The following is a 12,016-nucleotide window of genomic DNA, read 5'->3' on the forward strand; positions in this document are numbered from 1 at the left end:
TTTTAATGCAATTGGTATTTTAGTTTTATAAACAGCCACACAATAGTGTGGCTGTTTTGTTTGGTGTTTGCTATAAAATAGAGACTGCTTTAGACTTCTAAACATCTGTTCGTACAGGTTAATAATGTACGTTTTTAAAAGGCTTATTATGTTTGATTTACCCAAACTCGATTTAAAAAACAAAGTATCAGCACAAGAGTGGCAACTGCGTATTGATTTAGCTGCGTGTTACAGACTGGTAGAGCACTTTCGTTGGGGGGATTTGATCTATACGCATTTATCAGCACGTTTGCCTGGCACCGATCACTACCTAGTAAATGCCTTTGGTTTAACCTTTGATGAAGTAACTGCGTCTAATTTAGTAAAGGTCGACTTAGACGGTAACATTATTGACGATACGCCATTTAGTATTAACCCTGCTGGCTTTACTATTCACAGTGCGATTCATGAGGTACGCGAAGACGCGCATTGTGTTATTCACCTTCATACTAAAGAAACAATCGCTGTAGCTACACAAAAGAATGGTTTATTACCGCTTAGCCAGTATTCAATGTTTTCACTGCCATCGCTTTCTTATCATGGCTACGAAGGGCTTGCAGTAAACGACGATGAGAGAAAAGTGCTGCAAGACGATTTGGGCAGCACTAACCATATGTTATTGGTAAACCACGGTGGCTTAACAGTAGGCCCAACTGTGGGTGATGCGTTTATGCGTTTTTATGATTTACAACGCGCGTGCGAAATACAATTAGCACTGCAAGCAAGTTCGCAAGAAGTTATTGAAGTGCCGCAGCCTATAATCGACAATATTTATAATCAAGCAAACGTAGTACACAGTGGTAGTACTGGCGGGCAACTTGCGTGGCCTGCTATGTTACGTAAAGCGTATCGACTTGACCCTAGTTTTGCAAAATAACCCGTAGTGGTTAATAAGGAATTTTAATGAAAGTAAATCGCGTTGAAGTATTTGATATTCACTGTCCTGATAGACCTTCTTGGACACCTGTTTTTGTTCGTATTCATACTGATGAAGGCATTAGTGGTGTTGGCGAAGCGGGCCTTGCATATGATTTAGGTCACAGTGCTGCAGCGGCTATGATTAAGGAAATGGCCGACGCCTTTTTAATCGGCCACGACCCATTTCAAACAGAAAAACTATGGTCTCGTATGTTACGTGAAAGCTTTTGGGGCTTAGGCGGCGGACCTGTTGTATACGCAGCAATGAGTGCAATAGATACCGCGCTTTGGGATATTAAAGGTAAAGCGCTTGGTTTACCTGTATATCAATTGTTAGGCGGTAAAGTTAACGACAAACTACGTACCTACGCATCGCAATTACAGTTTGACTGGGATAGTGAATTTAAAGCGCTAGTACAACCGCAAGAATATGCAGAAGCTGCCTTAAAGGCTATGGCCGAAGGTTACGATGCAGTAAAAGTAGATCCAATTCAGTACGATAAGGACGGTAATACTTATTACGACCGTACAAAAATAATCTCACGTACTGAAATGAAACTATACCGTGCACGCATGCAAGCTATTCGCGAAGCAGTAGGCGACGAAGTAGACATTATTTTTGAATGCCACAGTTTGCCAGGTGTGACAACAGCCATTCAGTTAGGTGAAATTGCAGAAGAATTTGACTGTATGTACTTTGAAGAGCCAGTTAACTACTTAAACCACTCATTACACGCAAAAGTAGCAGATAAAGTTAATGTGCCAATTGCTGGTGGTGAACGTTTGTATAATCGCTGGGGTGTACGTCCGTATTTAGAAGATCAAAGTATTGATGTTCTACAACCAGATATTGGTTTATGTGGTGGTTTTACCGAAACCAAAAAAGTGTGTGATTACGCTGATATTTTTGATGTGCGTATTCAAGCTCACGTATGTGGCGGGCCAGTTGCAACAGCTGCATCACTGCACTTAGAAACGGCTATTCCTAACTTTTTGATTCATGAGCATCATACTTATGCGATTAAAAAGTGGAACCGCGAGTTATGTTTACAAGACCCACAACCTAAAAATGGCTTCTTTGAAGTGTCAGAAGAGCCAGGGTTGGGTATTGAGTTAAACGATGAGATTGTTATGCGCTCTCAACGTGTAGAAATTAAGTAACTTTTTAATCTGAGTTTAGGTTATATAAAAAGCCGGTAAGTGATTAGTCACTTACCGGCTTTTACTTGTTTTGGGGGAGGTAAAGCTTGTTATAACTCGTTGATTTTACATTCCACGTCTTTAAGTTCAATAGTTGCTTTACTATCAAGGTGGCGTATATAGCATTGCTTGCCTTTAATCATCAATTCAAACTGATCGGGTGTATTGCGGCTTTGCGTGTCGATAATATTATTACCATCTACATTGCTAAGGGTTACTGTGCTGCTGGTAGTAAATACATCATCAGCTAATTGAGTCTCTTGCATATGTACAAGTGTTTTAATTGCATTGCTAACCGCTGTTTTATTTGGCTTTGCCAGTAGAGCATGTTGCAGCTTAGGTGTCGGGTCTGGATTTTGAGATATGCAGCCATTGAGAAGAAGCGTTGAAAATACAACGATTAGTAAAAAGTACATTTTCATAAATTGGCCGTATTATCATAAAAAGAGAGTTTAATATAACTAGTTTTACTTACACTTGGTAGTAGTGCTTAGCGTTTGTATAGCTGAGGTTGTGCCATATCTTATTGCTTGAACATATAGCTTTATAATTATGCCAAAGGTTGTTGTAGCTTGTGTTTATTTGGCACACAGGGAAGTTACTAGCAAACATAATACGTTGCTGGCCAAAGTGATTAAAAATAAAATTAAAACACGCTGCTTGTTGCTCGCAGGTGAGCTTAAGTAATTCAAAGCCAGAAAATTTAATTGCAATATTGTCATGCTGAGCAAGTAACTCAACACCTTGTTGCCAAGTATTTAAATTACTTGGCAGTCCTGCATGATTAATTATAATTTGAAGTTGCGGTAGTTGCTTTGCGTAGTAAGCCACTTGTTTGGTTATTTCGCTATTTTCAATATCAAACTGCGCTTCAAAATGAAGTTGTGTATTTGATAATGTAATTAGGTTTTTAAAGCTATTAGCATCTAATAAACGCTTTGCATCACTACCTTCGGTTATATCCCTAATGCCACATAAATTTGAATGTGCTAAAGCTTTTAAGCAATGTGTAAATTGATCTGCGGGTGAGTCAATTTGATTGTAACTAATGGCTTTAAAAGGCAGGTTTTTTAAATGTGAGCTTAGCCAGTTTAGCTCGTTAATAGGGGAGGTGTTATCAAACCCTGCTTCTATATGTACAAGGCCTGCAAGTTCAAAGTCGGTGCTTTTAACAAGTTGCTCTGCACTTACTGGCTGTTTTATTTTGTCTAAATTTGGCCATGCTGGTGGGTTAGCACCTTGTAGCCATGAGTATTGACCTTCTGCTAAATTTAAAAAGTGGACGTGTGGGTCAATAATTTTTAGGCTCATTGCACATTACTCATTGGGCGGTATTCATTGCGCTGTATAACCACCATCAATACTTTGTAGGCTGCCAGTAATAAAGCTGGCATCATCACTTGCTAAAAAGCTTACAAGGGCAGCAACTTCATCGGCTTGACCTAATCGGTTAAGCGGTTGAAGACTTGCTTCCTCGGCAACTATTTCAGCTTTGTTTGCGCCACTCTTTTTGCAATACGCATCTATTGCGTTATGAAAAAGCGGGGTTTCTATTGTGCCAGGGCACACCGCATTTGCTCTAATATTAAAACCCGCGTAATCAAGCGCCGTTGTTTTAGCCATTGAGGCAAGGGCATGTTTTGTTAGGTTATACGCAAAAGAGTTTTGCTTACCTATAATTGCCTGATCGGAAGCGACTAATATAATAGCGCCGCCATTTTGCGCTTTCATGCTTGGCAATACGCTTTGTATTGCGGCATAAGCGCCTTTTACATTAAGCGCAAAAAGTGCATCGAGAGTTTGCTCGTCGGTGCTTTCTATATTTGCGCTTAAGTGTTTTCCAGCATTAGAAACAAGTACATCAATACGTTGGCTTTGTTCACAGATAGCGTTGATACAGTTGCGTACCGCGGATACATCACTTACATCACATTGATGAAATATACCGATTTCGCTCAGCTCTATATCAAGGTTATGTACTTCATAGCCATTGTTTAGCAAACGCTTTACTACGGCTAAGCCAATACCTTTTGTACCACCTGTAACGACTGCAACTTTAGACATACTTACTTCCTTTATTGCTGACTAGTGAGAGTGGCCACAGCCGCCTTCAGCGTGCACGTGTCCGTGAGAAACTTCTTCACTTGTTGCTTCACGTACCGATATAACTTCAACGTCAAACGTTAGCGTTTTACCAGCAAATGGGTGGTTTAAATCACAATCTGCGTTAAAACGACCAACCTTAACAATAGTTACCTGATGACGACCTTGGTTAGAGCTAACCATTGCAGTCATACCTGGCTTCCATACTTTAACGTCGCCTTGTAAGTGCTTTAATGGGATGCGTTGAATTAGGTCATCAACACGTTCGCCGTAAGATTCACTTGGCTCAAGAGTAACGCTAAATTTCTCGCCCGCTTCTTTGCCTTCTAGTGCTTTTTCTAAACCAGGAAGCATGCCTTCGCTGCCATGAATGTAAGTAAGTGGCGCTTCGTTTGTGCTACTTTCAATTTGCTCGCCCGCTTCGCTAAGGGTGTAATGAAATTCAACTGCTGAATTTTTGCTAATTTGCATGCTTGTCTCTTCAAATAATAACTATGTTAGGGCGCAATTTTACGCGAAATATACTTGTTTATAAACTTAACGTGGCTGATTTAGTGTTTTTTGTAAATTTAGCAGAAAATCTTTTTTTATTGGTGCTGCTTTTTGCTTTTCGGCTTGAGGTATAAATAGCACTAACTGAGTGCCAGGTTTTAAAATGCTTGATGCAGAAAGCTTATTCCATTTTGCCAAGTCGCTATGAGGTACATTGTATAGCTGGCTTATACTCCAAAGGCTATCACCCAGCTTAACTTCGTAATCTATTTCAATGGTGGGAATCGCAATTTCTTGGTGTTCTAGATAAGGGCTAATTTTGTAATCAACTGTTAATGTGCTTGGCAGGGTTTTAGGTTGTCCAACTAATAACTTTTCTCCAACGCCTATTAAATTATTATTTTTATTATTAAGTTGTTTTAACGCTTTTACCGACATTCTAAAACGTCTAGCGATACCGTAAAGCGTGTCGTTTTGTTTAACGATATACTCTCCAGCAAAGTTTGATTTAAAAAACTGACTTTTTAATAATGTCTCTTGCCCAATGGGAAGCAGTAAAGTATGCGGCCCGTTAGGTGAGCTTTGATTTTTTAAATATCCCTGATTAATCGCGTGTAACTGCTTTGAACCTATACCAGAGAGTTTAGCGATGACTGAAAAGTCGAATTGTTGACCTATGTTCATCTGCGTTGTAAATGGCTTATACGCAAGCTTTGGACGTTTAATGCCCTTTTGTGGGTGCTTAACTAAATAGCTTAAAGCGAGTAACTTGGGTACGTAGTCGGCGGTTTCTTTTGGAAGGCTGAGTGACCAGTAATCGGTGCTTTTACCGCGTTTTTTGTTTTTTTCGATTGCACGTTTAACCCGGCCCTCGCCACTATTATAAGCGGCCAAAGCATGCAGCCAATTACCATCAAAGCGTTTATGTAAGTAGCTTAAGTAATCAAGTGCGGCATCGGTTGAAGCAAGTACATCTTGGCGCCCGTCATACCATTGGTCTGACTTAACACCAAAATGATGCGCTGTTGCACCAACGAGCTGCCAAACTCCCACCGCTTGCTGCGATGAGGCTATTGTTGGTCTAAAATCGCTTTCTACAAACGGTAGTAAAGCGAGCTCCATAGGTAATTGCTTTTGCTCAATTTTTTTTACGATGTGATACAAGTAAGGCGCTGCGCGTTTACTCACCGTTTGTAAGTAGTTAGGTTGCTTTGCGTACCAGCTGATACGCTTTTTTAAAGCGCGATTTTGATAAACCGTAAAGTGTAGATTGTTGGCTATATGTACCCATAGATCGGTAGTTTTTGGTGGGCGCTTTTTTACGATTGTTTTTTTGAATTGAAGTGGCGTAACGTGCTCACTAACTTGGGGCGTTTGAGCTACTTCATCATCCTGCTCATAAGTGTAGTTAGGCTCAAAATGAGTAAATATTTGTGGAGCTTCTTGTGGTTCTTGCTCCGTTGATTGACAACCAAATAACAAAATACCCAAACAACATAAAACCAAACTGCGCATAGTGATCACTTTTGTAAATTCCTTTTATTATTTTAACACAATCCGTTGTGTTGAGTTATTCTTCGCTTTTTGCGCGATTTAGGCCTGCTTGTAAAAAAAAGTTGCTCGATTTTATATTAAGCGCTTCTTGTTTATAAGGCTCAATAACTGATTCAGGAAACGACAGCATTAACTGCTCAATACTTTGATCTTTATTGTTTTTAACGTGCTCTGTTATGGTTGTTAAAAACGATAGAGGCTGTTTTAGCTGCTCTTTTGTTAATGCGCCGCCGTGCCCAGGTAAAATAACAGTGAGCTTTTCGTCGTTAATATATTGCTTGAGCAACGCCTGCCAACTTTTAAGTTCGCCGTGACCAGGATAAGGAAGCCAGTCAACGATATCGCCACCAATTAGCACACTGCCGTTATTAGTGGTAATAGTTAAATCGCCATTGGTATGTGCCTGTTGAGGTTCAATAGTTACCTCAAAACCACCAAGGTCGATAGTTTTACGGTTATCGATTGTAATTTTAGGTTCGTTAAGTTGATACTCTTGCCAGTGAAAAAGCCGTTTTTTTGCAAGTTCTAACTTATTTCGCCATTTAGCTTGTTCATCTTTTTCTACGCTTGCTAATCGTTGGTAGCTTAGCTCAATGCTCTTTTCATAGGTGTCTAGCTTGTCGGTATAGGCTGTTTGATAAAGGTTAAAATTTTTATTTACTTGCTGATGAACAATGAGCTTGGCATCAGGATAAAAATTTTGCATAACCGCCATGCCTAATAAGTGATCATCATGGTAGTGCGTGGCAACTAAATAACATAAAGGCGTTTTAAGACGTCTTTTCAAATCTTCAGCAAGTTGCTCAACTGCGGCAAAATTGGCGCTTGTATCAACAAGCAGGGCACATTTTTCGCCTTCAATTAATACTTGATTGGAGTCGTAAAAGCGAAGCTTGTCTTGTTGCTTTAAAAACTGAATATGAGGGTTTATTGTATTCCAAGTGACGGCAGCGTAGGTGCTAGGTACTATTAATAATGTGCATTCCAATAGTAAGTGCTTACATAAAGAGGCTATGTTTGAAAGTTTTAACTTCATTTATTATCTCTACGCTGGTGTTTAATTATTTTAATAATAAACAAAAAGCGCAGTATGCGCTTTTTATTTTTGGTGTTTGGGGTCATTTGCCAAATGCTGACTGAGTTTATCAATCAATTGGTCTTGATGCTGTTGTTCAGCTGTAGCCTGTGTTTTTGCTTCTAGCAATTCGTGGCTTAAGTTTAATGCAGCCAGTAGTAGGGCTTTTTGATCGCTTCTAACGGTTGAACGTAGTTTCATTTGTTCAACTAAGTCATTTAGATTTTTAGCTGCTGCTATTAATGCATCTTCCTGCCCTTCGGGGCAAGCAAATTGCTGCTCTTTACCTAGCAACTCAACAGTGACCCGCTGGTTTTGCAGCTCAGACATTAGCTAGCCTGTTGTGCGCTTTGTAACTTATCAAGAAGACCAGATAAAGTAGTGCTGGCATCTTTCTGCTTTTCTTCATTTTCAAGTGCTTCAAGCTGTAGCAATTCGTTATCATCGCTTAGTTTAGTATTTTGTTCTTTTAAAGTAGCAACATCTGTTTGTAATTGGTTATTACGTTCGATTAAAGAATCGATCAGTTGTTCGAGTTGTTGAAGAGTAGTGTTATTCATAAAGGCGCTCATATAACTGTAATTAATGTCATGCAAATGTAAAGCAAAGTGTATTGATTTGCCAGCATTTATGGCGGTTTTAGCTGATTTTTCTTCTACGTTAAGGGATAATTCAGCATATGAGCTTTTTCATTCAGAAATGGTTCACTTAAACACTCCCTTATCTTGGTGTAAGTTGCCAAAGCCCAGTGCTTATGGTTCACTTACGATATTAAATTGCGTATGGCGAAAATAAATAATGCTTAGTTACAGACACTCATTTCATGCGGGTAATCCTGCCGATGTACTTAAACATTTAGTACTGGCACAAGTACTAAATTATCAAACAATTAAAGATAAACCGCTTGATTATATAGACACACATTCAGGTGCTGGCTTTTTTGAACTTGCCGCTGCCGATGCGCAAAAAACGCAAGAGTACCAAGATGGTATTGAAAAGCTTTGGCAACATAAAAGCGAGCATGCTGAACTTAATGAGTACATTGAATTAATTAAGTCATTTAACGACACTGACGAACTTGCGTTTTATCCGGGTTCACCAAAAATTGCAGAGCATTTTTTACGTCGTCAAGATAAGGGCTGGTTTTTTGAGCTGCATCCGCGCGATTTATTATTGCTTGAAGAAAACATGCAAGGTAAGCGCTCTATTCGGGTGCGAGGCGAGGATGGTTTCGCAGGTTTAGTTGGTTTATTACCACCAGCATCTCGCAGGGCATGTGTATTAATTGACCCTCCATACGAAATTAAAGATGACTACGAAACGGTTGTAAAAACCTTAGTTAAAGCTCATCAGCGTTTCGCTACTGGTACTTACATGATTTGGTATCCGGTAGTAGACAGAGAGCGTATTGATAATATGGAGCAGGGCTTAATTGATTCGGGTATGCGCAACATTCAGTTATTTGAATTAGGCACCGAAGCCGATACCGATGTACACGGTATGACAGCATCTGGCATGATTGTAATTAATCCTCCATGGAAACTAAAACAAACGATGGATGCATTGCTACCAGAGCTTATGGCTTTATTAAGCAAGCCGAGCGGCTTTTATCGTAGCGAACAATTAGTGAATGAATAGCTAAATATTAAATAAAAGCGCTGTGCAATACAGCGCTTGTTTATATGTCTTATTTTTTAACGTATTTAGTTAAAATCACAATACGCTGGCCATCAACACGCCCTTCAATATGTTCAGGGTTGCTGGTTAGGCCAATATTTCGAACAGCTGTTCCACGTTTAGCGGTAAGGCTACTGCCTTTAACGTCTAAGTCTTTAATTAGGGTAACAGTATCGCCCGCTTGAAGAACTACACCGTTGCTATCTACATGCTTTAAATCGTCATCTTCTGCAAGTGCTTTTTTAGCCCATGTTAGCGTGTCTTCTTCAAGATAAATCATGTCTAGTGCATCTTGTGCCCAGCCATTATCTGGTGCTAAACGCGAAAGCATTCTATAAGCTACAACTTGCACAGCAGGTGTTTGACTCCACATGCTGTCGTTTAAACAGTGCCAATGTGTAGGCGTTATGTCACTGTTATTCTCGATTTGATCTTTACATGTTTGACACGTGTAAATGCATTTATCTGAGTGGGTTTCAGTTACTGGTGGTACTTCGTAAACAGATAAGTTTTCGGTTGCACCGCATAATTCACATTGACTACTACTACGTTCGATTAAGGCTTTTTCAATACTCATGGGGCTCTTTCTAGTTCTGGTCGAGTTAACATTTGCTGCTATTATACTCCAAAATATGAGCTCTGCGCCATTAGTCCCTTAATTTTGTGTGGGTATATTACTCATATACTTATCTTTAATACTTTTTATATAGCCTTGAGGCCTTTTTTGATTATTCCTGGGAGAATGCGGTTTGGCCGAATCGTTTTTATAAAATTGATAATGGTTGTCTGATACACTCTCATTATATTTTAAAGGCGCGGTGTTAGGCTTCGCTAAAGTTGAAAATATAAATAGCAAAGGATAAACCTTTAATATCTGAATAAAGTTGGTCAAAGCGCCACCTTTTATATTAAAGTTATTATATGAGTGTTGTGTAGTTTTAGCTGTTTTGTAATGATTACTATGTTTATCTTATGCGAGTTGCATTAAAGTACACGTATTATTGGCTGTTTTGCCATCTCTTATTTATAGGTTTAGAGCCAAGTGAAATTACATAATATCTCTGATGAGGCCCAAAAAATAACTCAGTTTGTCGCGCGGCAACCTATTTTTGATATTGATCAAAATGTTTTTTCGTACGAATTGCTTTATAGAGACTCAGCCAATAATGCGTTTCCTGTAGGTACTTCTGATGTGCATGCGACAAGCCGATTGTTTTTCAATGCGTTAATGCTATTAGGGCTAGATAGACTAACAGCGCATCACTTGGCGTTTATAAATTTATCATCAGAAACTATTTTAGATAATTTTCCCAAACTTTTATTGCCAGAAAATAGCGTTATTGAAATAGTAGAGCGCACGGGGAATATTCCTGCGGTTGCTGAGCGTGTGCAAGAACTTAAAAAAGAAGGGTATGTTTTTGCGCTGGATGACTACGATGGCGATCCAAAATGGGAGCCACTATTAGCACATGTTGATTACATAAAAATTGAGATAGATGATCCGGTTATTAAAACCAATATGCGCATTAAAAAAATAAAACGCGCAAATCCACATGCAAAAATAATTGTTGAACGAATAGAAACGCATGAGCAATTTAATACATTAAAATTGGCAGGCTGCGATTTATTTCAGGGGTTCTTTTTTTCTCGCCCAGAAATGATTACGTATAAAGGTGTAGAACCTTCAAAGCTAACAGTATTTGACCTTTTGCGCTTTACCGCAAAACAAACACTTTGCTTTAAAGAAGTTCATCAACGTGTAGCTAGAGATGTAGCCATAACAGCGCGAGTTTTAAAGCTGGCTAATGCGCGTTCAGGTAAAGCAAATTTAGTCATTACTTCGATTTCGCAGGCTGTCATTTATTTAGGTGAAGATACAATTAGGCAATTTGTACGTGTTTTAGCAATTAGTGAGTTAGGTGTCGAAAAGCCAACCGAATTAACTAAGCTTGCTTTAACGCGTGCGCAATTTATGTCGCTTATTTTGGAGCAAAACAACAGCGATTTGACCGAACAAGGCTACTTAGTAGGTCTGTTTTCTGTGCTTGATGCCATTTTAGATGCTGATTTAAAAGATATAGTTAATGAATTCACCTTGGATGCAGCTATATCAGATGCCTTATTGCTTGAAAAAGGTATTTTAGGCAAGTGTTTATCATTAATAAAAGAGTTTGAAGTAGATAACCTTGATAAGGCGATGGCTCTGTTGGCTAAAATAAATCCTGAGCTACATGTTGGGCATATGTTTAATTTTTTACTGGATGCTGTTTTATACAGTGATGACATTATTGAGGCTATAGCAGAGTAAATATGCGTAATTGGTTGTCGGTTATAAGTGTAGTGATTGCTCTTTGTTTATTGTTTCCTGGTATTACAAAGCCAGTATTAACAATTGAAGGCAATATAGACAAATCAAAATTAGCCCAAGCGGGTATAGAGATGCTGGCTGAAGAAGGTGATGGTCGAACTCGCAGTATGCTAATGATGTTCTCGAACATGCTAGGGCTTGATAAGTTAGAAGGTGAGATTAGCGCCTACAACAAAACACAAAGTATTTTAGGCACAGTTAAAGAGCTTGCTAGCAATAATAATTTATTTGTAGCCACTTTAGTGGGGTTGTTTTCTATTGTTATTCCAAGCTTGAAGCTGCTATTACAATTGCTTTATTGTTGCCTTCCTTTGAATGGGTTTAAGCAAAAGCTCGGTCTGGTTATTTGTGCATTAAGTAAGTGGAGCATGGTTGATGTATTTGTTATTGCATTAATAGTGACTTACTTAGCAGGTAACGCCCATGGTAAAAGTGGTGAACTACTTGTTATGAATGCACAATTTGGTGAAGGGTTTTGGTATTTTAGCGCATATTGTATATTTGCAATTATCGCGAGTAACTTAATTAAAACACCTGATAAACCGCAGTCTACATAATTAAAGTATTTGTAGTTGCCGTTAGGTTACCTT

At 38.9% G+C, this 12,016-nt stretch carries 14 protein-coding genes; 5 read left to right on the forward strand and 9 right to left on the reverse strand.

Features of this window, described 5'->3' with window-relative positions; all coding sequences use genetic code 11:
- Positions 1–148: 148 nt before the first annotated feature.
- Positions 149–916, forward strand: coding sequence for a class II aldolase/adducin family protein (locus I6F53_RS03525; RefSeq protein ID WP_197238502.1), 768 nt, complete (start codon positions 149–151; stop codon positions 914–916).
- A 26-nt stretch (positions 917–942) separates the two neighbouring features.
- Positions 943–2,118: a mandelate racemase/muconate lactonizing enzyme family protein gene (locus I6F53_RS03530; RefSeq protein WP_007375956.1), complete on the forward strand. Its 1,176-nt coding sequence runs from the start codon at positions 943–945 to the stop codon at positions 2,116–2,118.
- A gap of 89 nt (positions 2,119–2,207) precedes the next feature.
- On the opposite strand, the gene I6F53_RS03535 is transcribed toward I6F53_RS03530, so the two are convergent.
- From I6F53_RS03535 to I6F53_RS03570, 8 genes are all read right to left on the reverse strand, one after another.
- Positions 2,208–2,579: a hypothetical protein gene (locus I6F53_RS03535; RefSeq protein ID WP_197238503.1), complete on the reverse strand. Its 372-nt coding sequence runs from the start codon at positions 2,577–2,579 to the stop codon at positions 2,208–2,210.
- Between the two features lie 49 nt (positions 2,580–2,628).
- A complete protein-coding gene (locus tag I6F53_RS03540) occupies positions 2,629–3,468 on the reverse strand; it encodes an amidohydrolase family protein (RefSeq protein ID WP_197238505.1) in 840 nt (279 codons plus the stop codon).
- A 24-nt stretch (positions 3,469–3,492) separates the two neighbouring features.
- The gene (locus I6F53_RS03545; RefSeq protein ID WP_197238506.1) at positions 3,493–4,221 is read right to left on the reverse strand and encodes an SDR family NAD(P)-dependent oxidoreductase; all 729 of its coding nucleotides are present in this window, start codon (positions 4,219–4,221) and stop codon (positions 3,493–3,495) included.
- A gap of 21 nt (positions 4,222–4,242) precedes the next feature.
- Positions 4,243–4,731, reverse strand: coding sequence for an FKBP-type peptidyl-prolyl cis-trans isomerase (locus I6F53_RS03550; protein ID WP_007586440.1), 489 nt, complete (start codon positions 4,729–4,731; stop codon positions 4,243–4,245).
- Positions 4,732–4,797: 66 nt separating this feature from the next.
- A complete protein-coding gene (locus I6F53_RS03555; RefSeq protein ID WP_197238507.1) occupies positions 4,798–6,267 on the reverse strand; it encodes a LysM peptidoglycan-binding domain-containing protein in 1,470 nt (489 codons plus the stop codon).
- Between the two features lie 55 nt (positions 6,268–6,322).
- Positions 6,323–7,342 (reverse strand): MBL fold metallo-hydrolase, encoded by a 1,020-nt coding sequence (locus tag I6F53_RS03560; RefSeq protein ID WP_197238509.1) that lies wholly within the window; start codon positions 7,340–7,342, stop codon positions 6,323–6,325.
- A gap of 63 nt (positions 7,343–7,405) precedes the next feature.
- Positions 7,406–7,711, reverse strand: a complete 306-nt coding sequence (locus tag I6F53_RS03565; RefSeq protein WP_197238510.1) for a cell division protein ZapA — start codon at positions 7,709–7,711, stop codon at positions 7,406–7,408.
- Complete coding sequence (locus tag I6F53_RS03570; RefSeq protein WP_166420433.1) at positions 7,711–7,941, reverse strand: cell division protein ZapB; 231 nt, start codon at positions 7,939–7,941, stop codon at positions 7,711–7,713. Before I6F53_RS03570 ends, I6F53_RS03565 begins: the two co-directional genes overlap by 1 nt.
- Positions 7,942–8,179: 238 nt before the next feature.
- Here I6F53_RS03570 and I6F53_RS03575 point away from each other — a divergent pair, with 238 nt between their 5' ends.
- Positions 8,180–9,019, forward strand: a complete 840-nt coding sequence (locus tag I6F53_RS03575) for a 23S rRNA (adenine(2030)-N(6))-methyltransferase RlmJ (protein WP_166420434.1) — start codon at positions 8,180–8,182, stop codon at positions 9,017–9,019.
- A 49-nt stretch (positions 9,020–9,068) separates the two neighbouring features.
- On the opposite strand, the gene I6F53_RS03580 is transcribed toward I6F53_RS03575, so the two are convergent.
- Positions 9,069–9,635 (reverse strand): PhnA domain-containing protein, encoded by a 567-nt coding sequence (locus I6F53_RS03580; protein ID WP_166420435.1) that lies wholly within the window; start codon positions 9,633–9,635, stop codon positions 9,069–9,071.
- 465 nt (positions 9,636–10,100) lie between these two features.
- On the opposite strand from I6F53_RS03580, the gene I6F53_RS03585 reads away from it, so the two are divergent.
- Positions 10,101–11,366: an EAL and HDOD domain-containing protein gene (locus I6F53_RS03585; protein ID WP_197238512.1), complete on the forward strand. Its 1,266-nt coding sequence runs from the start codon at positions 10,101–10,103 to the stop codon at positions 11,364–11,366.
- 2 nt (positions 11,367–11,368) lie between these two features.
- A complete protein-coding gene (locus I6F53_RS03590; protein WP_197238514.1) occupies positions 11,369–11,983 on the forward strand; it encodes a paraquat-inducible protein A in 615 nt (204 codons plus the stop codon).
- The last annotated feature ends 33 nt before the right edge of the window (positions 11,984–12,016 follow it).

Origin of the sequence: Pseudoalteromonas sp. SWN29, from assembly GCF_015864465.1 — a bacterium.
Taxonomy (GTDB): Bacteria; Pseudomonadota; Gammaproteobacteria; order Enterobacterales; family Alteromonadaceae; genus Pseudoalteromonas.